Annotated in this window: 20 protein-coding genes, 1 tRNA gene and 1 pseudogene; 11 read left to right on the top strand and 11 right to left on the bottom strand. The window is 65.3% G+C overall.

Annotated features, from left to right (window positions below):
• The first annotated feature begins 62 nt into the window (after positions 1–62).
• From HU763_RS09750 to HU763_RS09730, 5 genes are all read left to right on the top strand, one after another.
• Positions 63–845, top strand: a complete 783-nt coding sequence (locus tag HU763_RS09750; RefSeq protein ID WP_186684501.1) for an MlaA family lipoprotein — start codon at positions 63–65, stop codon at positions 843–845.
• Entirely contained in the window at positions 835–1068 is a 234-nt protein-coding gene (locus HU763_RS09745; RefSeq protein ID WP_186684500.1) for a hypothetical protein, read from the top strand. The genes HU763_RS09750 and HU763_RS09745 overlap by 11 nt, the downstream gene beginning before the upstream one ends.
• Before the next feature lie 132 nt (positions 1069–1200).
• A complete protein-coding gene (locus HU763_RS09740) occupies positions 1201–2433 on the top strand; it encodes an MFS transporter (RefSeq protein WP_186684499.1) in 1233 nt (410 codons plus the stop codon).
• Between the two features lie 36 nt (positions 2434–2469).
• Positions 2470–3243: an AraC family transcriptional regulator gene (locus tag HU763_RS09735; protein WP_186684498.1), complete on the top strand. Its 774-nt coding sequence runs from the start codon at positions 2470–2472 to the stop codon at positions 3241–3243.
• A gap of 91 nt (positions 3244–3334) precedes the next feature.
• On the top strand, positions 3335–4483 hold the full coding sequence (locus HU763_RS09730) for a M14 family metallopeptidase (protein WP_186684497.1): 1149 nt from the start codon (positions 3335–3337) through the stop codon (positions 4481–4483).
• 61 nt (positions 4484–4544) lie between these two features.
• Here HU763_RS09730 and HU763_RS09725 read toward each other — a convergent pair whose 3' ends face one another.
• The 7 genes and pseudogenes from HU763_RS09725 to HU763_RS09695 form a co-directional block, all read right to left on the bottom strand.
• Positions 4545–5510, bottom strand: a complete 966-nt coding sequence (locus HU763_RS09725) for a Csu type fimbrial protein (protein ID WP_186684496.1) — start codon at positions 5508–5510, stop codon at positions 4545–4547.
• A pseudogene (locus HU763_RS09720) lies at positions 5510–7807 on the bottom strand (fimbria/pilus outer membrane usher protein). Before HU763_RS09720 ends, HU763_RS09725 begins: the two are co-directional and overlap by 1 nt.
• A 105-nt stretch (positions 7808–7912) precedes the next feature.
• Positions 7913–8689, bottom strand: a complete 777-nt coding sequence (locus HU763_RS09715) for a fimbrial biogenesis chaperone (protein ID WP_186684495.1) — start codon at positions 8687–8689, stop codon at positions 7913–7915.
• Between the two features lie 40 nt (positions 8690–8729).
• A complete protein-coding gene (locus HU763_RS09710; protein WP_170029255.1) occupies positions 8730–9233 on the bottom strand; it encodes a Csu type fimbrial protein in 504 nt (167 codons plus the stop codon).
• Positions 9234–9236: 3 nt separating this feature from the next.
• Positions 9237–9767 carry a Csu type fimbrial protein gene (locus HU763_RS09705; protein WP_170029254.1) on the bottom strand — a complete coding sequence of 177 codons (531 nt, stop codon included), beginning with the start codon at positions 9765–9767 and terminating at the stop codon, positions 9237–9239.
• Between the two features lie 19 nt (positions 9768–9786).
• A complete protein-coding gene (locus tag HU763_RS09700; protein ID WP_186684494.1) occupies positions 9787–10323 on the bottom strand; it encodes a Csu type fimbrial protein in 537 nt (178 codons plus the stop codon).
• Positions 10324–10353: 30 nt separating this feature from the next.
• Positions 10354–10881 (bottom strand): Csu type fimbrial protein, encoded by a 528-nt coding sequence (locus HU763_RS09695; protein WP_186684492.1) that lies wholly within the window; start codon positions 10879–10881, stop codon positions 10354–10356.
• 264 nt (positions 10882–11145) lie between these two features.
• On the opposite strand from HU763_RS09695, the gene HU763_RS09690 reads away from it, so the two are divergent.
• From HU763_RS09690 to HU763_RS09680, 3 genes are read left to right on the top strand one after another with little or no spacing between them, the layout of a single operon-like run.
• Positions 11146–13395, top strand: a complete 2250-nt coding sequence (locus HU763_RS09690; RefSeq protein ID WP_186684490.1) for an ATP-binding protein — start codon at positions 11146–11148, stop codon at positions 13393–13395.
• An 11-nt stretch (positions 13396–13406) separates the two neighbouring features.
• Positions 13407–13868, top strand: coding sequence for a response regulator (locus HU763_RS09685; RefSeq protein ID WP_186684488.1), 462 nt, complete (start codon positions 13407–13409; stop codon positions 13866–13868).
• 13 nt (positions 13869–13881) lie between these two features.
• Positions 13882–16272, top strand: a complete 2391-nt coding sequence (locus tag HU763_RS09680; protein ID WP_186684486.1) for a response regulator — start codon at positions 13882–13884, stop codon at positions 16270–16272.
• Between the two features lie 191 nt (positions 16273–16463).
• On the opposite strand, the gene HU763_RS09675 is transcribed toward HU763_RS09680, so the two are convergent.
• Positions 16464–16538 (bottom strand) — tRNA-Gln (locus HU763_RS09675).
• A 261-nt stretch (positions 16539–16799) separates the two neighbouring features.
• Between HU763_RS09675 and HU763_RS09670 the strand changes: the two genes are divergently transcribed.
• A complete protein-coding gene (locus HU763_RS09670; protein ID WP_170029248.1) occupies positions 16800–17042 on the top strand; it encodes a hypothetical protein in 243 nt (80 codons plus the stop codon).
• 1 nt (position 17043) lies between these two features.
• On the opposite strand, the gene HU763_RS09665 is transcribed toward HU763_RS09670, so the two are convergent.
• Positions 17044–17469, bottom strand: coding sequence for a DUF1810 domain-containing protein (locus tag HU763_RS09665; protein WP_186684484.1), 426 nt, complete (start codon positions 17467–17469; stop codon positions 17044–17046).
• A gap of 162 nt (positions 17470–17631) precedes the next feature.
• Here HU763_RS09665 and zapE point away from each other — a divergent pair, with 162 nt between their 5' ends.
• On the top strand, positions 17632–18714 hold the full coding sequence (zapE, locus tag HU763_RS09660) for a cell division protein ZapE (RefSeq protein ID WP_186684482.1): 1083 nt from the start codon (positions 17632–17634) through the stop codon (positions 18712–18714).
• Between the two features lie 49 nt (positions 18715–18763).
• Here the strand turns inward: zapE and HU763_RS09655 are convergent, their stop codons facing one another.
• Entirely contained in the window at positions 18764–20653 is a 1890-nt protein-coding gene (locus HU763_RS09655) for a propionyl-CoA synthetase (RefSeq protein WP_186684480.1), read from the bottom strand.
• Positions 20654–20833: 180 nt separating this feature from the next.
• On the opposite strand from HU763_RS09655, the gene HU763_RS09650 reads away from it, so the two are divergent.
• Entirely contained in the window at positions 20834–21700 is an 867-nt protein-coding gene (locus HU763_RS09650; RefSeq protein WP_170029243.1) for a LysR family transcriptional regulator, read from the top strand.
• Here the strand turns inward: HU763_RS09650 and HU763_RS09645 are convergent.
• Positions 21674–22828: an HPP family protein gene (locus HU763_RS09645; protein ID WP_186684479.1), complete on the bottom strand. Its 1155-nt coding sequence runs from the start codon at positions 22826–22828 to the stop codon at positions 21674–21676. The two genes, HU763_RS09650 and HU763_RS09645, sit on opposite strands and share 27 nt — an antisense overlap.
• Positions 22829–23075 lie beyond the last annotated feature (247 nt).

Genomic DNA, 23075 nt, shown 5'->3' with positions numbered 1-23075 from the left:
GGACATTACCCGGCAAACAAAACTGCGCAGCATCGCCGCCAGTTCTTGCCAGGAAGAAACCTATGTCCCGTTCATCCTCCGCCTCCCGTTCAGCGCGCTCTGCCGTGCTGGCCCTGTCGCTGCTGGCCACGGGAGGCTACAGCCAACGCGCCCCCGCCACGGCTGTGTGCAGCAACGTCGCCTATCAGGTCAGTGACCCGGCGGAACCTGCCAACCGCGCCGTGTTCGCCTTCAACCGCAGCCTCGATGACTACCTGCTGGCCCCCGTCGCCCGGAGCTATCAGGCGCTCCCCGGTTTCGCCCGGCAGGGCATCCACAACTTTTCCAGCAACTTAGGTGAGCCCAAGGTATTCATCAACGACTTGCTGCAGGGCAATGGCGAGCGGGCAATGACCAGCCTGGCGCGCTTCATCTTCAACACCACCCTGGGGGTGGCGGGTTTGGTCGATGTATCGGGGAAAATGGGGCTGAGCCAGCACCGTTCGGACTTTGGCCAGACCTTTGGCGTCTGGGGCATCGCCGATGGCCCGATCGTCGAGCTGCCAGTGCTGGGTTCACACAATGTGCGCGATGCCACCGGCACGCTACTGGGCATGGCGCTGGACCCGTTTGGTGGTGACAGCGATACCGTCGCCACCCTGGGCAACGTCGCCACGGCGGGCGGCTTCGTCGATGCACGGGCCGAAGCCCTGCCACTGACCGACCTGCTGCGCACCTGGCCGGATTACTACGTCGCGCTGCGTGACTACACTGCGCAACGGCGCAGCATCCGGGTGGCAGAAGGCAAGGCCGGCGAGCCAGGCACATGGCAGGCAGATTGTGCCGGGGGTGCCCGTGAAAACTGATGGCCAGACCGCCGTGCTGTTGTTCAGGCGCCTGGAAGGCGCCGCCCGCCAGCCGCTGTTGCTGCATGAACTGGAAGCCCGCCTGTCTGCCGACGGCCGCAGCCTGGTGCTGAGCCGCTACCGGGAACGCTTTACCGCCGACGGCAAACCCTACCGCCACGAGGCTCACCGCAGCATACCGATCGCCACCTTGCTGCGCTGGATGGCCCGGCAGGGGCGATAAATCAGCAGAAGCGGATTTGCCAATGTCCGAAACGCGGCAGGCGCTGCCTGTTCGGCGCGAGACAGGCAACCGTGGTGCTGGCTACCCTCTTCTGGCGTTGCCTTGCTCCCTTTCGACAGAAGAACTTCGCCCATGACGACACCCTCCGCCTCCATGGCCGCCACCACGCCTGCCGACCCACCTCAGGGCTTTCTGGTCCGCATCGTCGGCGCTGCCGCATTCGCCCATCTGCTCAACGACCTGATCCAGGCCGTATTGCCATCGATCTACCCGATGCTCAAGAGCGATTTCGCCCTGAGCTTCGCCCAGGTCGGCTGGATCGCCCTGGTCTACCAGGTGACCGCCTCGCTGCTGCAACCCTGGGTCGGCCTGTACACCGACAAGCACCCGCAACCCTACCTGCTGCCAGCCGGCATGCTGGTCACCCTGGTGGGCATCGCCCTGCTCGCCTTCGCCGGCAGCTACGCCATGCTGCTGGTTGCCGCCGCAGTGGTCGGCGTGGGCTCGGCCACCTTCCATCCGGAAGCCTCACGGGTGGCGAGGATGGCCTCCGGCGGGCGCTTCGGCACTGCGCAATCGACCTTCCAGGTGGGCGGCAATACCGGCTCGGCCCTTGGCCCGCTGCTGACCGCCGCCATCGTCATCCCGCATGGCCAGCCCGCCATTGCCTGGTTCATGCTGGCGGCTGCGCTGGCGGTGTGGGTGCTGTGGCGGGTGACCGGCTGGACCATGAGCCACGGCCAGACCCGGCTCAAGACCTTCGCCGGCCAGCAGCCGCCCGGGCTGGCCCCTGGCGCCATGTGGCGCGCGGTTGGGGTAATCGCCGTGCTGATGTTCGCCAAGTTCGTGTATATCGCTTCGTTCACCAACTACTTCACCTTCTACTTGATCGAACATTTCGGCCTGAGCGTGCAGCACAGCCAGCTGTACCTGTTCGTGTTCCTCGCGGCAGTGGCACTGGGTACCTTCGCTGGCGGCCCGGTGGGTGACCGGATCGGGCGCAAGGCGGTGATCTGGGTGTCGTTCCTCGGCGTGGCCCCCTTCGCCCTCGCCCTGCCGCATGCCAACCTGGCCTGGACGGCGGCCCTGGCGGTGCTCATCGGCCTGGTGATGTCCTCTGCCTTCGCCGCGCTGGTGGTGTATGCCCAGGAGGCGGTGCCTGGCCGGGTCGGCATGGTCTCCGGAGTGATGTTCGGCTTGATGTTCGGCATCAGCGGCATCGGTGCCGCCGGGCTCGGCGAGCTGGCCGACCGACACGGCATCGAGTGGGTGTACCAGGCAATCGCCTTCTTGCCGCTGCTGGGGCTGGCCACTGCGCTGCTGCCGGCAACCCGCTCGCAAGCCCGCCCCGCCCGCTGCTGTTAAAGTGGCTGGGCCGGGCAGCCTGAACACGAGGTAGCAATGCTCAAACCGCAGCATGAATTGCTGGTGGAGGTCGATGAATGGGCCTGGGAAGTGGGTAGCCGCGCAACCGACTACCCGACCGACTGGTTCATCGAGCCGCACAGCCATGCCAAGCATCAACTGATCTATGCCATCAAAGGCCTGATGATCGTCGAGTCCGGCAATGAACGCTGGACCGTGCCACCCAGCCGCGGGGTGTGGATGCCCTGCGGCCAGGTGCACGCGATACGCTGCGTGGGCGAGGTGAAGATGCGCAGTGTGTTCGTGCGCACCGATACCGCCGTCCCCCTACCCAGGCAGAGCAAGGCCATCAGCATCTCGCCATTGCTCAGCGAACTGATCAAGGCCTCGGTGGGCTTCTGCGCACCGTTTGCCGATGACTCCCGCGAAGGCCGGGTGATGCGCCTGATCCTGGATGAGATCTGCGTGCTGCCAACCCAGCCGCTGAAGCTGTCGCAGCCCAGCGACAAGCGCCTGCGCACAATCTGTACGGTGCTGCTCGAGCGGCCTTACGATAATGCCACCCTGGCCGACTGGGGTGTGCAGCTGGGCGTGGACGAGAAAACCATCCAGCGCCTGTTTCGCAAGGAAACCGGCATGACCTTCGGCCAGTGGCGCCAGCAGGCGCGGCTGATGCAGGCGCTGGAGCGGATCGCCCTGGGCGAGCGCATCATCGATGTCGCGGTGGCGCTGGGGTATGACAGCCCGAGCGCCTTCGCCAGCATGTTCAAGCGCCAGTTCGGCACCACGCCCAGCCAGTTCTTCAAATGAGCTGAAAAACAATCATTGCATGATCTCACCCAGCAACCCGGTCATGGCGTGTACAGTAGGCTCACAACAAAGCCCAGAAGGAGCCCGGCACATGTCCGCAACGCTGTCCCCCCTGCAGATCGACTGCGATTTCGACTCCGGCAATATTCAGGTACTGGATGCCAGCAACCCGGCCCGGGTGCACCTGGCCATCCGCCCCGACACCCACAGCGGCCACTACCAGTGGTTCCACTTCAAGGTCAGCGGGCTCACGCCAGGCCAGGTCCACCGCTTCAGCCTCGACAACGCCTCCGGCTCGTCCTACAAGAACGCCTGGAGTGGTTACAACGCCGTGGCCTCCTACGACCAGCAAAGCTGGTTCCGCGTACCCAGCCAGTACGATGGCACGGCACTGTCGTTCGAGGTGAAGGCCGAACAGCCGCAGATCTGGTTCGCTTACTTCGAGCCCTACTCACGCGCCCGCCACAACCAGCTGATCGAACGTGCCAGGCAACTGCCAAGGGTCGAGTTGCTGGCCAGCGGCCGCAGCGTCCAGGGCCGCGACATTCCCCTGCTGCGTGCCGGTGATGGCGCCGCAGGCAAGCGCAAGCTGTGGCTGATTGCCCAGCAGCACCCGGGCGAACACATGGCCGAATGGTTCATGGAAGGGGTAATCGACCGCCTGCAGGCCGACGACGCGATGATCCGCCAATTGCTGGCCAAGGCCGATCTGTACCTGATCCCCAACATGAACCCGGACGGTGCCTTCCTCGGCCACCTGCGCACCAACTTCAAGGGCAAGGACCTCAACCGTGCCTGGCAGGACGCCAGTGTCGAGTTCAGCCCCGAAGTATTCTTCGCCCAGGCGCAGATGAAGCAGTACGGGGTAGATGCGTTCATCGACGTGCATGGCGACGAAGAGATTCCCCATGTGTTCACTGCGGCCTGCGAAGGCAACCCGGGCTATACCCCGCGGTTGGCGCAGCTGGAAGCGCAGTTCCGAAGCACCCTGTGCAGCCTGACCCGTGACTTCCAGACCGTGCACGGCTACACCCGCGACGAGCCGGGGCAGGCCAACACGACACTGGCCTGCAATGCCGTGGGGATGGCCCATGACTGCCTGTCGCTGACCCTGGAAATGCCCTTCAAGGACCATGACGACGCGCCCAACCCGGCCACCGGGTGGTCGGGGGCACGTTCCAAGGCACTGGCCGGGGCGGTGCTGGAGACCCTGGCGCAGATGGTTGACGATTTGCGTTGAGCCCCGCGGCGTTCGAGCTGACTTCCAGTTGGCACCTGCAGCTTCATGTGCTCGGGTGCGTTCAGAACTGCACGTCCAGAATCACACTGTCGGCATAACTCCCTGCCGGCGGTGTGGCCTGATCGGTATAGACCCTGGCGTTATAGTTGAACACCTGGCTACCGGTACCCGTGCCTGCTCCGGGGTTCACATCGGCATCGCTACTGGCCCGTCGCGCCGCCCCCACCGAGCCCCAGCGCTGCGCCCCGGCGCTCTTGAAAATGTCGTAGGCCAGGTAATCGTTTGCCGACGATTTCATGCGCCGCCGTCCGCTGGCCACGTTCTGGCCATCGTCCAGGCCCACGGTATAGATGCTGCCCTTGGTGCACGACACACTCAGGTTCTGGCTTACCGTACCGAACCCCGCCACCACCGGCGCACTGGCGAAGCTGATGTCGGGGGTGGTGATCTGGCAGTCATTGGTCACCGTCAGGCTCACTGTCAGCGGCTTGCTGCCACTGCCGGTATCCCGGCCGATGCAAAACCCGCCGGCGCCGATCCCCGCGCAGTAATCCCAGGTCCACTCGACGTTGAGGATTTCCTGGTAGGCGCCCGCGGCGACGTTGCTGCCTACCTGCGTGCGCATGTACAGGGGCACGTTCTTGGGGGTACCGTTGAGCAGGCCCAGTACATCCAGAATGCCGGTGGTGCGGTATTCGAAGGCGGTACCACGGGTGATCGGATAGCTGGTTGTGGCATCGGCATACAGCGTATAAGGGATGACATCCCCGGTCGGCCCCACCAGGCCGCTGGTGGTGGCAGTGATCTTGATCTTGAATGAGTCGGTGCTGCTGAGCACGCTGAGCACCGAACCGCTGCACTGCAAGCCCGAATTGCTGCTGGAAGCCATCTGTACCGTGCTGCGCACTTGTGTCGAGTTGAGCGAGCCGAACGCCGCCGGCGCAGTCACCACGGAGGTGCACTGGGCCCAGGCGCTACCCGTTGCCAGCAACAAGGCGCAGGCCAACAAGCCAGGCCAGCAGCCCATCACTTGCACTCCAGCGGGCCGATCAAGGGGATCGAACCTTGCACTTCAGGCAGGTCGAACGCCACCTGGCAATGCCCGCCGCCCGCCAGTTCCACCTGCAGGCTATTGTGCCGCGCCAGGTTTTCCAGGTACACCAGGCCGTCCCATCAGACGACCGCCTGGCTGCCACTTTCGCTATGGGTGACGCGGCTGCCCAGCGTGAGCACCTGTCGCTTACCGTCCACCAGCTCGATACTGGCGGCCAGCACGCGCCGCAGCGGAAACTCCAGCAGATAGCCGCTGCCACGGCGCACCGCCACGCGCTGCTCCACTTCCGCCGCCAGGATGTCCGGTGGCAAGTCCATCGGGTCGATCTCGTACTTGCCGCGGTAATAACCGCTGCTGTATGGCACCAGCAGGTGGCCGCTGGCATCGGTGCGGCCGACTTCCTGATTTTCATAGCGCACCGGTACATCGGCGTAGCCCTGGGTGCTGACCACCACGAAGGCATCGTCGATACGGTTGGCGGCAAACAACCCCGCATCCATCCACACCAGCGAGCCGCTGGCATCGGCCCAGCGGGTCATCTCGCCGCTGCTGCCATACACCCCCGCCTGCAACTGCACCGATTGCAGGCGCCAGGTGACATCGGCCTGGCGGTAGGCGTCGCGCTCGCTACCAGCGGCATAGCCCAGGTTGTAACCGACACCGCCGCCCACAGGCACGGCGCGGCTGTAGTTCACGCGCTGCAGGCGCTCGCCGGCCTGGCTGCGCTCCAGGCTCAGGGCCAGGGTGCCACGCAGGTCGAACGGGATGACCAGTTGCGCCTGCAGCGCCCACTGGCTATCGCCCACTTCCCGGTTGGCCGACAGGTACAGGCTGCTGCCGCCCCACAGCGGCCGGCTGTAACTGAGGTTGAGCAGCCGGGTCCGCGTGCCATCGCCAGCCCGCACGTCGAAGTAGCCGGCGCCGATGTTGCCGTATTGGTTCAGGTTGAGGCTGAACGTGACCTGTTCGCTGCGCTGGCTCAGCTGCATGTCCTGGCTGTCGACACGGGTCAGGTCGGCGTAGGCGCCATGACGTTGCAGGCGCTGGTAGCTGATGCCGATGCGCTGGCTGTTGTACTGATAGCCGAGGGCCCCCTGGTGGCCTTTGTCGCCGTCGAACTGGCTCTGCGCCAGGGCCGCATTGAGCACGCCGACATTACCCAGGCGCAGGTTGCCGCCCAGGCCGCCCAGCATCAACGATGCGGCGCTTTCGGCATGGGTCTCGACGGTGAAGGCGTCACTCACCCCATAGCGCAGGCTGGCCGAAGCCACCCCAGGGCCATAGGCAAAGTCACGCACGCCGTAGTCACGGCGCAGGCTGCCGGCCGCTACCGAGTAATCCGCCAGGCCTTGCTGCAGCAGGCTGCTGGTGACATAGAACGGCAGCGTGGTCGACACCTGTCGGCCAAGCGCATCGGTGGTGACCACTACCGCTTCCCCGGCACCATTGATGAACGGCACGTTGGTCAAGGTGTAGGGCCCCGGCTGCAACTCGGTGGTGCTGGACTTGTAGCCATTGATGAACAGGTCCAACGAGGTCGGCACCGCCGCCTCCCCGGCGAACGCCGGCAATGGGTAGGTGACCAGGTCGGGGCGCGCAGCGAAATCGCGAGACAACTGCAGGCCGCCGACCCGCACCGAACTGCTCCAGGGCAAGGCGCCGGTCACCAGGTCACCGGCTTCGTAGGTCAGCAGGCGCTGCTCGTCGGTGAAACGCCAGGTGGAGTCGTAACGCAGGAAGCCCTGACGCGTGTCGTCGGCCAGCGCAGCGTTGAACGACTGGCGCCACTGCCCGGTGCTGGAGAAAGTGCCCCAACTGTCGAACAGGCGCAGTTCATTCCAGGCTGCCAGGTAGCTTCCGGCATCATCGGTGTCGTTCAGGTACAGATCGTAGTTGAACAAGGCGCCGAAGCTGCTGCGCGCATCGGTCGCCGGGTACAGGTTGCGCTCGCCTAGCTGCTGGTCGGGCAGCCAGGCCGGTGGCACCTGCAGCAGCAAGCGCTGGTTCTGGCTGTCGTAGTCGGCATGCAACCCTGCGATGGCCTCCAGTGCCAGTTCGCCCTGCGGGTTGCCCGGTAGCGAGACACCCGCCGCCCGCAACACCTCGCTGTCCAGGTACAACTGCCCGGCGCGCTGCTGGACCGCGACCAAATCAGCCTTGGGCATCTGGTTCACCAGCAGTTCGAGGTATAGCGTGGCGTCGGTGATGGCGGAAAGCTCCAGGGGCGGTGGCGGCAGGTCGTCGGCCAGCACCAGGCCCGAGCCGAGCATGGCCAACCCCACGCACCAGCGGGGCATCGTCGTCAGCCACTTCACACACGGTTTCCAGCCATTGCCGGGTCCCCCCTGGCCCATGAACGGCATTCAGGCGCTGGCTCATTGGCCTTGGCGGATAGCGTCCGCGCTGCCCTGGCCGTTGACCCGCCCTTTCAACACACTGCCCGCCCCCGCTGCCAGCGGTGCCGGCCAGCGCATGCTGGCTCCCGGCAGCACATAGCCCAACAGGCCTTCTGCCAATGGCTTGCTCTGGCTGCCCTGCTGCACCACCACATCGGTCAGGCGGGCATGCACCGGGCCGGTATTGCGTAGCTCCACATAGGGCTTGCCCTGCACGGTCACCGCGCGCCAGCTGAGCTGCGGCTTGCCCAGGCCCTCGGCGTTGCGTTTGCCCTCAGGGTCGGCCCTGCCCCACAGGCCCTCGCCGTAGACGAACAGGGGTACCGAGTAACGCATCTGCAGGCGAATCGCCGCGGTGGTGCCAGGCTCGGCCTTGTCGACTGGGATGGCCGGCGGGATTTCGTCGATGATGATGCGGTAGGCCTGTTCCTGCCCGACCGGAGTGGGGGCAGTACGGGTCAGGCGGATCAGCTGCCGCTGCCCGGGGCCAATGCTGGCCACCGGCGGGCTGCCGATGATCTCGCGCTGGGCCTGGAACTGTTCCTGGTAGTCCCCCTGGCGCCAGGCGAACACTCGCACCTGCAGGTTGGCCGCGGTGGTGCCACGGTTTTCCAGCCACAGTGCGCCGGCCTTCTGGTCAGCTTCCAGGACCGGATCGATCGGCCAGATCAGCACCGAGGTCGCCGCCCAGGCCGGCAGGCTCGCCAGCCCCATCACCGCGATCAGACCACGCTTCCATTTCGCGCCTGCCCCCATGATGCTCTCCTTGAAATACTGGTCGTTGCTGCCGCTGTGTTCACCAGCTCACCGTCACTTGCACCACATCGGTGTAGGTCCCGGCCGGCAGTGTGCCGCTCAGCTGGACCCGCCCGTACACCGGCAGCTTGATCGCCGTCGGGTCGGTGTAGCTCACGGCGACGCTCTGGCCGATCCCCAGGTTCTGGCTGTAGGCCGCATCCCGATACAGCTGGTAGGCGAGCACTTGCGTGCCACCGGTACGCTTGAGGTTGCGTGTGCCGCCGGCACTGTTCTGGCCGCCATCCACGCTCATGTTCAGGGCCACCCCCGGGGTGCACTGGAAGGTCACCGTGGAACCGCCCAGCGCGGTGCCGAGCAGCCCGCTGGCCAGCGCCGATTGCGAGCCATAGTCAAGCGTCCCGTAGCTGCTCACGCCTCCCACCACCAGGCACCCGGCAACGATCTGTGCCGTCACCGCGAAGCTGCTGGTGGTCGCCGCATCCAGCGGCGCGCCCAGCAGCATGCCAAGGCAGGTCAGCCCGCCCGCCAGCCACCTGCGCATGGCTCAGAACGACAGCTCGACCGAAACCGTGTCGGTGTAAACCCCCGCCGGCAAGCCGGCCTTGCCTCGCGCCTGGCCGTACAGGTTGACGGTCTGGGCCACGCCGGAGCTGGTCGGCAAGGTGATGGTGCCGTCGATGGCCAGCAGCTGCGAGTGCCCAGCGTCGGTGTAGAAGTCGTACGGCACGAAATTTCCGGCGCCATCGGCCAGCGCGCGCGTGCCCCCGGTCGACTGGCCGTCGTTGACGCCTGCGCGCACGCGGATCACCGGTATCGTGCCGGCCGAGCACAGCACGCTCATCGCCCCACCGCCACCGCCCATTACCTGGGCACCGGCGCTCGTGAACAGGGCGTCCTGGGTGCCGAAATCCAGGGTACCGAAGTTCATCCCCGAGGTGCCCGAGCTGCCATTGACCTGGCATGCCGCGGTCAGGGTCAGCGTCGAGTTGATGTTCCCGGTCGTGGCGGCATGGGCGTGAAAGGCCAGCGCCAGGCCGAGGCCGGCGAGGATGCAGCGTGAAAGGTTCGATCGCATCGGAGTCTCCTAAGCGTTGTTACCAGTCCAGGGTCACTCTCAGGGTGTCACGGTACAACCCGGCTGGCAGCGCGCGCGCCTGCGCCACTACCACACCGTAAATGGGAACCGGCACCTGGCGAGTGCCGCTGATGGTGAAGGCACGCGCCTGGCCAATGCCGTAGTGGCTGTTGCCGCCCGGGTCGACTGCCAGTTGATAAGGGATCAGTTCGCGGCCGTTGCTCAACCGCCGTATGCCATCGCTGCCATTCAGGCCGCCGTTGATGCGCACATTGAACGCCCGCACCTCGGGGGTGCAGCTGATCTGCAGGCTGCCCTCGCCGCCCAGGTCATCGACCTGGCTGCGCAGCGGCAGGTCCCAGCCTGGGCCCCGCTCGCCGAAATCCAGCACCCCCGGGTTGCCCACCAGGGTCGCTTGCGTACCGTTGCTGCTGACCTGGCAGGCCGAGCTGATCACCAGGCGCGCCTGGATGAAGCCGGTGCTGGTGCCATGCGCGGCACTGCTGGCCACCAGCAACGGGCCCAGGGCAAGCAGCAGGATCGGGGTTCGGCTCATGGCGTCGGGTTCCTGTGCATGGCGGCCTCCCTACCAGGTGACAGTGACTTTGAGCAGGTCGGCATACCTGCCGGCCGGGGGAACCCAGGCCAGCTTGTCGATGCGTGCGTACAACGGCAGCTCGACCGTGCCGCTGTCCGGCACCCACGCCGAATGCGCCACATTCACCGCTAACGGTTCGCGCCAGGCGGCATCGCGATACAGCCGGTAAGGGATGGGCCGGGCCTGCCCATCTTCGCTGGCGAGAAAACGCAGCTCGCCGATACCGCCATGCTGACCACCGTCGACGCGCACCTGATACGGGGTCTGTGGATTGCACTCCAGACGTGGCGGGCGCTGGCTCAGCAGCGCACCGCTGAGCGGCGCGCCGGGGCCGTCGAGGCGTGCTGCTGCGCCCAGGTCGACAAGCCCCAGCGCCTGGCCGCCAGCGTCGCGCGGTTGGCCGACCAGCATGCAGCCGCGCTGCACCAGCACGCGTACCTCCACCAGGAAGTCCGTCGCCGTGGCGCTGGTGCTCAGCATCAGGCCCAACAGCACGGGCAGGAAGCGCTCCGTCACCTTGATTATCCTTGTCGATGTGTGCAGAGCTGAGCGTAGCAGCGAGTTGACATCACCGTGGTGGCATACAGCCATTTTTTTGTGTTAGCAACAAAGCGATATGCCCGCGATGAAAACAGCCGGCGTGACGTAGAACCCACCGCCACTTCAGGCCTCCAATGCTCAAGGCCGGCACTGCTGCGGATAATCTGTTAGGGTGAACCACTCTCATCCTGCACCAGGCATACCGTACGCATGGACAGACATGACAGGAGCGTTTCATCGATGACTGCAGATAGCACGCTCACCCAGGCCCTTGAACGCTGTGCCCAGGAGCCGATCCAGCTACCTGGCAGCATCCAGCCTCAAGGGTTTCTGCTGGTGCTGGACGAAGCCGATCTGCGCGTGCTTCAGGCCAGTGAAAATGTCGAGCAATGGCTGGGCATACCCGCCAGGGAAATGACTGGCTGCAGCTTCGCCGAGCTGGTCAGTGGTGAATTCGACCTGCGCCTGCACTTGGCCCGCCTGCCCGAGGACGAGGTGTTTCCGTTCCATATCGGTGACGTGCAGCTGCGCCGGGGTGCACCGTACAGCGACAAGCTGCACCTGCTGGCACACCGTCATGACCAGGTGCTGATTGCCGAATTCGAGCCCCCGCGGCTGCCGGCGGACCTTGCCGGGCAGGGCGATTACTACCCGCTGGTGCGCAGCTTCGTCGGTCGCCTGCACCAGGCCAGCAGCCTTGAAGAGCTGCTGCAGCAAACCGTGCTGCAACTCAAGCGCATCACTGGCTTTGGCCGGGTCAAGGCCTACCGTTTCGACGCTGAAGGCAACGGCCAGGTGCTGGCCGAAGTCGCCGACCCGGGCTACCCCAGCTATCTGGGGCTGTGTTTCCCGGCCGCCGATATCCCACGCCAGGCGCGCGAGCTGTACCGGGTCAACCGCATCCGCGTGATCGAGGACGCCAACTACCAGCCCTCGCCGCTGCTGCCTGCTGCCAACCCGCGTACCGGCAAGTCACTGGACCTGAGCTTTGCCGCGCTGCGCAGCGTATCGCCGGTGCACCTGCAATACATGCGCAACATGGGCACCCTGGCCTCGATGTCGCTGTCGATCGTGGTCGATGGGCAATTGTGGGGGCTGATTTCCTGCCACCACCAGCAACCGCGCCCGGTGGACCTGCGCACCCGCACGGCCTGCGAGCTGCTGGCCAGCGTGCTGTCGTTGCAGATCGAATCGCGCGAGTCCCACGCCAAAACGCGCCAGCTGCTGGAGCTACGCCAGCACATCGTGCGCATGATTTCGTCGATGGCCGACCACGACAGCGTCAGCGACGGGCTACACGATTTGCCCGACGTGTTGCTGGCGTTCGCGGGGGCCCAGGGGGCTGCGGTCATCTCGGCCGAACGTTGCGACCTGATCGGCAAGACCCCACCCGCCGCGCAGGTCACCGCACTGGTGCACTGGCTGACGCAACGAGGCGAAGAGACCGTCTTCCACAGCGACAACCTGCAGCGCGACATCGACGAACTGCCCGAGCTCGCGGCTCATGCCGGTGGCGTGCTGGCAGTGGCGATTTCCCAGATTCACTCGCATTACCTGCTGTGGTTCCGCCCCGAGCAGGTGCGCACGGTGAACTGGGCCGGGCAGCCGAGCAAGCAGGTCGGGCCACAGGGCAACCTCGACCCGCGCCACAGTTTCGAGCGCTGGCAGGAACAGCTGCGCGGCTACTGCGAGCCCTGGCAGCCGCTGCTTGTCGAAGGCGTGCTGGAGCTGCGCACCGCCGTGCTCGGCATCGTCCTGCGCAAGGCCGAGGAACTGGCGCAACTGGCCAGCGAGCTGCGCCGTTCGAACAAGGAGCTCGAAGCCTTCTCCTACAGCGTGTCGCACGACCTGCGGGCGCCCTTGCGGCATATTGCCGGCTACACCGAACTGCTCGGCGAAATCGAAGAGCAGAGCCTGAGCGAGCGTGGCAAGCGCTTCCTGCAACACATCGGCGAGGCCGCACACTTTGCCGGCAGCCTGGTCGACAACCTGCTCAACTTCTCGCAGATGGGCCGCTCCGCCCTGCGCCTGTCGGACGTCGACCTCAACGCGTTGGTCGAAGCCGTTCGCAGCGAGCTGGCGCCCGACTATGAAGGCCGCGAAATCGTCTGGGACGTCGCGCCATTGCCCAAGGTGATCGGTGACCCGGCCTTCATCAACCTGGCCTTGCACAACCTGCTGGCCAACGCCATCAAGTACACCCGCGGCCGCACCCCGGCGCGCATCGGCATCAGCGCCGTGCAGCACCCGGACGAAACCGAGATCTGCATTCGCGACAACGGCGTGGGCTTCGACATGGCCTATGCCAACAAGCTGTTCGGCGTATTCCAGCGCCTGCACCGCATGGAAGATTTCGAAGGTACCGGAATCGGCCTGGCGAGCGTGCGGCGCATTATCGAACGTCACGACGGCCGGGTCTGGGCGCATGGCAAGATCGACCAGGGCGCCACCTTCCACTTCACCCTCCCGCGTCATCCCGCGACTACCTGAGGCACCGCTACATGCTCAAACCCATCCTGCTGGTCGAAGACAACCCACGCGACCTGGAGCTGACCCTCCTGGCGCTGGAGCGCAGCCAGTTGGCCAACGAAGTCATCGTGCTGCGTGACGGTGCCGAGGCGCTGGACTATCTGCTGCGCCGCAATGCCTACGCCGAACGTGACGATGGCAACCCCGCCGTGCTGCTGCTGGACCTGAAACTGCCGAAGGTCGACGGCCTGGAAGTGCTCAAGGAAGTGCGCACCACCCCCGAACTGCGCAGCATCCCGACGGTGATGCTGACCTCCTCGCGTGAAGAACCCGACTTGTTGCGCGCCTACGAGCTGGGGGTGAACGCCTACGTGGTCAAGCCAGTGGAGTTCAAGGAATTCGTCGCCGCCATTTCCGACCTGGGGATATTCTGGGCAGTCCTCAATGAACCACCCCCCGGCTCGCTGCGCCTGCCCCGGCGTGGCAGCAATTGAGGCCGCCGCGACGATGCAGCCGATGCCGCTGAAACTGTTGATGGTCGAGGACAGCTCGATGGATGCCGAGCTGACCCTGATGCGCCTGGAGCGCAGCGGGCTGCATGTGCAGGCGCAACTGGTATTCGACCATGTTGGCGTAGAGCACGCCCTGCGCGAGGCCCGCTACGACCTGATCCTGTGCGACTGCGTGTTGCCGGGCTCGTCCGGCACTGAAGTGCTGGCGATTGCCCAGCGCCTGGCACCGGACATCCCGTTCATTTTCCTGTCCGGCATCTACGGCGAAGAGCATGCGGTGGAAATGATCCGCCTGGGTGCCACCGATTATGTGCTGAAGAAGAACCTGCCCCTGCTGCCCAAGGCGGTGCGCCGGGCCCTGACCGAGGTGCAGGAGCGCCAGCGCCGGCGTCGCGCCGAAGAAGCCCTGGCCGACGTCGAGGCACGTGCGCGCTTTGCCATCGACGCGGCCGGCATGGGCACCTGGGACATGCGCCCGCAAGAAGGCCTGTTGCTCTGGGATGACCGCTGCAAGACCCTGTTCGGCCTGCCCACCAGCACCGAGATGACCCTGGACGTGTTCTATGCCGGCATCTACCCCGACGACCTGCCGCTGGTGCGCGAAGCGGTAGACCGCGCCATGCGCCCGGAAAGCGGTGGCCAGTACCGAGTGGAATTTCGCATCGCCCAGCCCGATGGCCGGGAGCCGCGCTGGTTGCTCAGCAGCGGCCAGAGCCAGTTCGTCGACGACCAGTGCGTGCGCTTTTCCGGTGTGCTGCAGGACATCCATACCCAGCGCCTGGCCACCCAGGCGTTGCGTCAGCTCAACGAGATGCTCGGTGAACGGGTCGAGCGCCGTACCCGCGAACGCGACCGCGCCTGGGAGCTGTCGCAGGACCTGCTGGCAGTGCTCAACAAGGACCTGACCCCGGTTGCATTGAACCCCGCCTGGGAGGCCAGCCTGGGCTTTTCCCGCGAGCGCCTGAGCCAGTCGTCGCTACTGCACCTGCTGCCCGAGCCCGACCAGGAACTGTTGCTCACCGAACTGGCCGCCCTCGCCCATGGCCGCACCAGTGCCCGCTTCGTCGGCCGAGTCCTGCATGCTGGCGGCCAGCAGCGCTGGCTGTCGTGGGTGGTGGTACCGGAAGATACCCTGCTGTATGTGGTGGCGCGCGACATCACCAGCGAGCGCGAGGCGGCCATGGGCCTGGCTGAAGCCAACGCGCGCCTGCGCGAACAGATCGACGAACGCGAACGTATCGAGGCTGCGCTGCAACAGATGCAGCGCCTGGAAGCGGTCGGCCAACTGACTGCTGGCGTAGCCCACGACTTCAACAACCTGCTGACGGTGATTCTCACCGGAGCCAGCTTCCTCGAACGCGACCTGGCCAAGGGCGATGTAGACAAGGCCCGCACCCGCCTCACGCACATCCGCGAAGCTGGCGAACGCGGTGCCAAGCTGACCTCGCAGCTGCTGGCGTTCTCCCGCCGTCAGCGTCTGGAGCCAGTGCCGTTGGACCTCAACCGGACCCTGGCCGGCCTTGAGGAATTACTGCGCCGCACACTGGGCGGCAATGTCTCGGTGCGCCTGGACCTGGAGCCCTGCCTGTGGCAGGCACTGACCGACCCGACCCAGACCGAGATGATCATCCTCAACCTGGCGATCAACGCCCGCGACGCCATGCCTGACGGTGGCCAACTGACCCTGTCGACCCGTAACGGCCGTGTTGACGCCCGCCCGCAACGCCCCGAAGACCCGGACCCGGGCGAGTACGTGGTGCTAAGCATCGGCGATACCGGCTGCGGCATGAGCGAAGAGGTGCTGGCCAAGGTATTCGAGCCATTCTTCACCACCAAGGACATCGGCAAGGGTTCCGGCCTGGGCCTGGCCCAGGTATTCGGCTTCGCCAAGCAGTCAGGTGGTGGCGTGCACATCGACACCGTGCCGGGGCGTGGCACGCAGGTGGCGGTGTACCTGCCGGCGGTCAAGGATCAAGTGGTGAATGAACCGCTGCCGCCGCGGCTCAGCCACTCGATCAGCGCAAGCGGCGGCAACCAGACGATACTGCTGGTGGATGACGACCACCTGGTGCGCGACATGCTTGGCGACGTGCTACGCCAGTATGGCTACCAGGTGCGCCAGGCTCACAGCGGCGAACAGGCCCTGGCCTTGCTGGATGAGCAGATCGACTTGCTGCTGAGCGATTTCGCCATGCCCGAGTTCAACGGTGCACAACTGGCCTTGGCCGCACGCGAACGGTATCCGCACCTGCCGGTGGTACTGCTTACCGGTTACGCGGAATTGCAGGGGCTGGAGTTGCCGAACAGCCTGGTGGTCCAGAAGCCGGTACAAGCCGATGAACTGGCCCGGGTGCTGAACGAGATGCTGGTGACCAAGACCGTGTAGGAGCGGCCTTGTGTCGCGATGGGCTGCGCCAGCAGCCCCTTGGCAATCTGCCCTACATCTGAATCCTGGGGCTGCTGCGCAGCCCATCGCGACACAAGGCCGCGCCTACACGGACGTGCAAAAGGCAGAAACGGCAAAGCCCGGCGCTGATCATTCAAGCACCGGACCGAAATATATTTGAAGCAAGAAAATGGCAGGGGCGGCTGGATTCGAACCAACGCATGGCAGGATCAAAACCTGCTGCCTTACCGCTTGGCGACGCCCCTGTATCGGATGCAGCGTTTGCTGCTCTGACAATTCCAACTGAGTGACAACTGGGTTGTTGTCTTGGAATGCGCGGCACTTTAACAACAAACTTTCGGTCTGTGAACCCCCTGAAGAAAAAAAATTGCCAGAAAACAGCGAGTTAGTCATTTTCGCGTTGCCCACGGCGACCATCCGTCGCTTTCCCCCCGCCTCGCTTCAACACAATCGCATTCCTCCCTTCCAATCAGATGAGGCAACTGCATTGACCATGGAGGACTCCCATGCCTGTTTCACACGATCTTTACCAGGACCTGCACTACCCGCGCGAAATCGTCCAGCAACGCCGCCAGCAGGACAAGGCGCTGGACCGGCTGCTCGACGAGTACATGGACATCGACAACCAGGTGCTGGCCGCCGAGTCGATCTCGGCCGGCAACTTCGAGGACGAAGACCTGCGCCACCTGAAGGAGCGCCGGCTGGCCGTGAAGTACATGATCGAGCGCCAACTGGAGCGCAAGCCCTGAACTAACCCACCAAGGCGGACACCGTCAGGGGGTCTGGCTCGCCGTCATAGAACTGCACCAGTGCCTGCTGGAACAACGGGTTGTCGGGCGCCGCCCGGGCGAACAGGGTCAGGCACGAACGCAGCTTGAGGTCATCCGGGCTGCCGAGCATGGCCCTGGCACTCTTGTCGCCATGTTGCAGCAGCGCGGTAACGCAAGCTTGCAGCCGCGGCCCCAGCAAGGGGTGGGCCAGGTAGGCTCGGGCTGCGTCGATCCCGGCCAACGCATACCGCTCGGCCATGGCGCTGCGGCCCAGGCCATCGAGCTGTGGAAACACATACCACATCCAGTGGCTGCGCTTGTGCCCGGCCTGCAGCTCCTGCATCACCTGGCCATACACCCGGTTCTGCGCCTCGACGAAGCGCTCCAGGTCATAGTCGCTTTGCATGCTCGCCCCTCCTCGCATCGTGCTTTGCTACCCCCTTCACTGTACGCCTGCAGCGCCGACCTATCTCGCCAGGCGATGATTGCCGCGCACTTTCTGTATTGGTCAAACTCGCCGCGCTCGGGCAAGCTGCATGCTCCCCGTCATCGCCGAAGGAGCTTCGCTTTGCCTGCCTGGATTCCTGCCCCGTTACGCCAGCTCGGCCGGCGCTTGCGTGACACCGCCCCCCAGAGCGAGCTGCTCGGCTGGTTCGAAGAGCAGGCACGCAGCCGCGGTTATCAGCTCAGCGACGGCCAGCGCCGGGTAATCCAATGCATGGCCGGGCAACTGGCACAGCTCGAACAAGGCCAACCGCGCAGCCTGTACCTGTACGGCCCGGTGGGGCGCGGCAAGAGCTGGTTGCTCGATGGTTTCTTCCAGGCCGTGCCGGTAGCGGCCAAGCAACGCCTGCATTTCCATGACTTCTTTGCCCGCCTGCACCAGGGCATGCACCGCCACCGCGCGCTGGATGATGCGCTGGGCGCGACCCTCGACGAACTGCTGGGCGGCTGCCGGGTGCTGTGCTTCGACGAGTTCCACGTGCATGACATTGGCGATGCGATGTTGCTCACGCGCTTGTTCAACGCCCTGTTCAGCCGTGGGGTGTGGTTGCTGGTAACGTCCAATTATGCCCCCGAAGGGTTGCTGCCCAACCCGTTGTACCATGAGCGGTTCCTGCCGGTGATCCGCCTGATCAACAGCTCGATGACAGTGCTCGAGGTCAGCGGTGACACCGACTTCCGCAGCCTGCCGGCAAACCGCGAACATCAGCGCTTCACCCGTGGTTGCTATGCCTGGCCAGGCACGGCGGCACAACGCCAGGCGCTCGGGGTTCCGCAACAACAGCCGCTGATGCTGGAGGTGAACAAGCGCCCGTTGCGCGCGCTGGCCAGCGATGGCCGGCGGGTGGTGTTTGCCTTTGCAGACCTGTGCGAGCACGCCACGGCGGTTATCGACTACCTGGTACTGGCCGAGCGATACGATGAATGGGTCATCGATGGGCTGGACGATCTTTCGCAATGCTCGCTGGCGGCGCAGCAGCGTTTGGTCAACCTGGTGGATGTGCTGTATGACCAGGACCGGCAAGTGATAGTGATCGCTAAACGGCCGCTGGAAGAGAGCCTGGATGGGCCACTTGCCGACCTGATGCGCACCCGCAGCCGGCTGGGGCAGTTGCATCAGCTTGGGCCCCAGGATCGAGTTGCCTGACAGGTCTCCTCGCGGATGCACCCGCGAGGAGACCCGCAACGTCACAGGATCAGCCAGCCCTGGGCAAGTCCGCCAGCACCGCTTCGATCTCCCCGAGCACCGCCGGGTCATCCAAGGTCGAAGGCGGCACGTAGTCCTGCCCGTCGGCAATCTTGCGCAACACGGCCCGCAGGATCTTCCCCGAGCGGGTCTTGGGCAGCCGCTTCACCAGCCGCACCCGGTTGAAGCAGGCCAATGCGCCAATCTCTTCGCGCACGCTGCCCACCAGCTCCACCAGCAACTGTGCCTCGGCAATGCCCTCGCCATCCTTGAGCACCACCAGGGCCAGTGGCACCTGCCCCTTGATTTCGTCATGCACGCCGATTACGGCGCACTCGGCCACTGCCGGATGACGCGCCACCAGGTCCTCCATCTCGCCGGTGGACAGCCGATGCCCGGACACGTTGATCACGTCATCCGTGCGCCCCATGATGTAGACGAAGCCGTCGTCGTCCAGGTACCCGCCATCGCCGGTGTGGTAGTACCCCGGATAGGTGCGCAGGTAGGCCTGCAGGTAGCGCTCGTGGTCGCCCCATAGCGTCTGGCTGCAGCCGGGTGGCAGCGGCAGGGCAATGACGATCGAGCCCTGGTGGTTCGGCCCCAGCAAATGCCCCTCGTCATCCAGCACCTGCACGTGGTAGCCCGGCACCGCCCGGTTGCTGGACCCCGGCTTCGCCGCGCTGCCCTCCAGCCCGACGCAGGGCGCGGTGACCGGCCAGCCGGTCTCGGTCTGCCACCAGTGGTCGTGCACCGGCTTGCCAGTGACCCGTTCCAACCATTCGTGGGTGCTGGAATCGAGTTTCTCGCCCGCCAGGAACAACTGGCGCAGCGAGCTCAGGTCGTGCTTGCGGATCAGTTCGCCATCCGGGTCTTCCTTGCGGATGGCGCGCATGGCGGTGGGCGCACAGAACAGGGCATTGACCTTGTACTGCTCCACCACCCGCCAGTAGGCCGAAGCGTCCGGGGTGCGGATCGGCTTGCCTTCGTAGAACACCGTGGTGCAGCCACTCATCAGCGGCCCATAGACGATCAGCGAATGGCCAACTACCCAGCCGACATCGGAAATCCCCCACCACACGTCGCCCGCCTGCATGCCGTAGATATGGCGCATGGCATAGCACAGCGCCACGGCGTTGCCGCCGTTTTCCCGCACGATGCCTTTGGGTTTGCCGGTGGTGCCCGAGGTATACATGATGTACAGCGGGTCGCCCGCATCCAGCTCCACCGGTGGCACCGGCTCGGCCTGCGCCAATGCCGCCTGCCAGTCCAGGTCACGACCCACTTGCAGCTCGGCGCGGGCTTGCGGCCGTTGCAGCACCAGCACCTTGCGCGGCTGGTGGCGGGCCAGCTGCAGGGCGCGGTCGACCAGCGGCTTGTAGGCGATCACCCGGTCGAACTCCAGCCCGCAGGAGGCCGTCAGCAGCAAGGTTGGCCGGGCATCGTCGATGCGCAAGGCCAGTTCGTTGGCGGCAAAGCCACCGAACACCACCGAATGCACCGCTCCGATCCGCGCACAGGCCAGCATGGCCATGGCCGCCTGCGGCACCATGGGCATGTAGATGATCACCCCATCGCCCTTGTTCACCCCCAGCTGGCGCAGCAAACCGGCCAGGCGTGCCACCTCGTCACGCAACTGATGATAGGTGTAGGCCTGCTGCGCGCCGGTCACTGGCGAATCGTAGATCAGCGCCAACTGCTCGCCGCGGCCTTGCTCGATCTGGTGATCGAGGGCCAGGTAGCAGCTGTTCAGGCGGCCATCGGCGAACCAGCGGTGGGTACCGTCGGCGTTGGTTTGCAAGGTCAGGGCTGGCTTGCGGTGCCAGGCCAGGTGCGCGGCCTGTTCCGCCCAGAATGCGGCAGGGTCGGAAATGGAATGGGCGTAGCTGTGCTGGTAGCTCATATCGAGGAATACCCGGTACTTGTTGTTATTGAAGGGCGAAACCTGAGTATGGACCGCTGCAGCGGCACCGCCATGGGACTAAAGTCACAACCGACCTGCAAATTTGCAGACAGCGCAAAAGCGCCCCATAACAGTGCAAAGCCTCTAGAATAGGCCACCCCTTCAACCCACGAGCAGTGCATGGACATCGATCAGGCCCGAACCTTTCTGGAAATCGTGCGTTGCGGCAGCCTGGTTGCCGCCGCCGAACGTCTGTTCGTGTCACAGACGGCAATTACCGCCCGTGTCCAGCGCCTCGAGCAGCAACTGGGTTGCCAGCTGTTCGTGCGCAGCCGCAACGGCGCCAGCCTGACCAGCGACGGCGAGGCTTTTGTCAGCTACGCCAACCAGCTGGTGCAAACCTGGGAAGCGGCGCGCCGCGACCTGCCGCTGCCGCAAGGCTGCCAGCAGGTGCTGCATGTAGGCGGTGAAGTGAGCCTGGGCAACCCGATGATGCTCGACTGGGTCAGTGCCCTGCACCAAGAGCTCCCCAGCCATGCCATCCGCAGCGAGGTGAGCGACGGCGAGTCGCTGCTGCGCAAGGTTGAAATGGGCCTGCTGGATGCCGCGCTGGTCTACCAGCCGACCTATGGCCCGGGGCTGCAGGTAGAGCAGTTGATGGAAGAAAAGCTGATCCGCGTGCGCCGGGTCGACCGCCCCGAGCCGTACATCTACATCGACTGGGGCGAAGCCTTCCGCCGCCAGCACGATGCCGCCCTGCCCGATTGCGCACGCCCGGCGCTGAGTTTCAACCTGGGGCCGCTGGCGTTGCAGTTCATTCTCGACCAGGGCGGCAGTGGCTACTTCCGCACCCGGGTCGTGCAAGCCTACCTGGACAGCGGGGTGTTCGAGCGGGTACCGCAAGCGCCGGAATTCACCTACCCGACCTATCTGGTGTACCCGCGCAAACGGGACAGCGAGGCCCTGCAACAAGCCTTCGCCATCCTGCGCCGGCTGGTAGCCGCCGGCGCCAGCGACTGGTCACAACGCTGGGACCCGCTGATCTGAAGCTTCGGTTCGGCTGAGCAACTGGCGCTTGAGGCCGGCGATCAGGTCGGTCTGGGTGATCACCCCCACCAGCTGGTCGGCTTCCAGCACCGGCAGGCAGTGCAGGCCCTGCTCGCACAGCAACGGCAGCAACCGCTCCAGCGGGTGCTGGCTGCTGACGCTGATGACCCGGCGGCTCATTATCTGCTCCATGCGCACCGCCTTGCGGCCGAACCAGCCGCGCCAACTGAAGCGGCCCCGCTGCATGGCCGGGCCGACCAGGTCGCTGAGGCTGACGATGCCCACCAGCTTGCCGTGCTGCAGCACCGGCAGGGTTTTCAGGTGATGGCTGGCCAGCATCTGCCAGGCCTGCTCCAGGGTGGTATCGGGCGAGGCGAACTGAACATCGCGGGACATGACCGAAGCGGCGGTGATGCCGCCGAGGCTGCGCTGCAGGGCGTGCTGTTCGGTGGCCAGGATGATGCGTTCCAGTTCGTCACGGGTGACGTCGACGAACTCGCCCAGTTCTTCCAGTGCCTGGTCCAGGTCTTCGCCACGGATGCCGACCCGCTCGCTGGGCAGCGGGTCATGGGTATGGTGCAGGTCCTTGCGCGGCGCGGCGCCTTTCGGGTAACGCACGCCGGTCAGGCGGTTGTAGAGGATCGCCACTGTGATCAGGATCAGCGCATTGAGCAGCACCGGCTCCAGAAGCCGATCGCCCATCGCGGTCAGCCCCGAGTCGGCCAGCACCGCGCTCAGCGCCACGCCGCCACCCGGTGGGTGCAGGCAGCGCAGCAGGCACATCACCAGGATCGAGACGCCCAGGGCAGCGGCGGCCACCCACAACTCCGCGCCGAAGCCCTGGCGCATGGCCAGGCCGACCGCACCGGCCACGGCGTAGCTGCCCAGCACCGGCCAGGGCTGGGCCAACGGGCCGGAATGCACGGCGAACACCAGCACCGCCGAAGCCGCCAGCGGGCCGAGCAGGTGCAAGGCGATGCCCGGGCCAAAGGCCATGCTGGTCAGCCAACCGGCGAGGAACAGGCCGAGCAATGCACCGATAGCGGCACGCAACCATTCTCTGGGGGGAATATTCAGCGGCGCAGGCAACAGCCGCTGCAGACGACTTTCGGAACGCGAGGCAGACATTTAGATAATCAGGATCTTTGGTTTTTCTGGTAGGAAAGAAAGCCCGGTACTGACGGCCGGTTTCGTGCAGGGGATTTTGCCGGGCAGGTTGAGGTTGGGCTAATTCAAAAAAATGCGGCTGTACTGCAATTTTTTTGCATTGGTGATATCACAGCCCATCGATTCGCCCCGTAGGAGCGGATTTTATCCGCGATGCAGGCGACGCGGTGGATGGCACCAGCTTTGCCGGTGATCGCGGCTGAAGCCG

Source organism: Pseudomonas anuradhapurensis, assembly GCF_014269225.2.
GTDB lineage: Bacteria > Pseudomonadota > Gammaproteobacteria > Pseudomonadales > Pseudomonadaceae > Aquipseudomonas > Aquipseudomonas anuradhapurensis.
This window is presented reverse-complemented; position numbering and strand designations above follow the sequence as displayed.

Bases quoted from the DNA above. Each gene is read 5' to 3' on its own strand.
- HU763_RS09705 (WP_170029254.1), bottom strand. From the start codon at position 9,767: ATGCGATCGAACCTTTCACGCTGCATCCTCGCCGGCCTCGGCCTGGCG.
- HU763_RS09730 (WP_186684497.1), top strand. From the start codon at position 3,335: ATGTCCGCAACGCTGTCCCCCCTGCAGATCGACTGCGATTTCGACTCC.
- HU763_RS09670 (WP_170029248.1), top strand. From the start codon at position 16,800: ATGCCTGTTTCACACGATCTTTACCAGGACCTGCACTACCCGCGCGAA.
- HU763_RS09715 (WP_186684495.1), bottom strand. From the start codon at position 8,689: ATGGGGGCAGGCGCGAAATGGAAGCGTGGTCTGATCGCGGTGATGGGG.
- HU763_RS09740 (WP_186684499.1), top strand. From the start codon at position 1,201: ATGACGACACCCTCCGCCTCCATGGCCGCCACCACGCCTGCCGACCCA.
- HU763_RS09645 (WP_186684479.1), bottom strand. From the start codon at position 22,828: ATGTCTGCCTCGCGTTCCGAAAGTCGTCTGCAGCGGCTGTTGCCTGCG.
- HU763_RS09735 (WP_186684498.1), top strand. From the start codon at position 2,470: ATGCTCAAACCGCAGCATGAATTGCTGGTGGAGGTCGATGAATGGGCC.
- HU763_RS09685 (WP_186684488.1), top strand. From the start codon at position 13,407: ATGCTCAAACCCATCCTGCTGGTCGAAGACAACCCACGCGACCTGGAG.
- HU763_RS09665 (WP_186684484.1), bottom strand. From the start codon at position 17,469: ATGCAAAGCGACTATGACCTGGAGCGCTTCGTCGAGGCGCAGAACCGG.
- HU763_RS09650 (WP_170029243.1), top strand. From the start codon at position 20,834: ATGGACATCGATCAGGCCCGAACCTTTCTGGAAATCGTGCGTTGCGGC.
- HU763_RS09655 (WP_186684480.1), bottom strand. From the start codon at position 20,653: ATGAGCTACCAGCACAGCTACGCCCATTCCATTTCCGACCCTGCCGCA.
- HU763_RS09710 (WP_170029255.1), bottom strand. From the start codon at position 9,233: ATGCGCAGGTGGCTGGCGGGCGGGCTGACCTGCCTTGGCATGCTGCTG.
- HU763_RS09680 (WP_186684486.1), top strand. From the start codon at position 13,882: ATGCAGCCGATGCCGCTGAAACTGTTGATGGTCGAGGACAGCTCGATG.
- HU763_RS09750 (WP_186684501.1), top strand. From the start codon at position 63: ATGTCCCGTTCATCCTCCGCCTCCCGTTCAGCGCGCTCTGCCGTGCTG.
- HU763_RS09725 (WP_186684496.1), bottom strand. From the start codon at position 5,510: ATGGGCTGCTGGCCTGGCTTGTTGGCCTGCGCCTTGTTGCTGGCAACG.
- HU763_RS09700 (WP_186684494.1), bottom strand. From the start codon at position 10,323: ATGAGCCGAACCCCGATCCTGCTGCTTGCCCTGGGCCCGTTGCTGGTG.
- HU763_RS09690 (WP_186684490.1), top strand. From the start codon at position 11,146: ATGACTGCAGATAGCACGCTCACCCAGGCCCTTGAACGCTGTGCCCAG.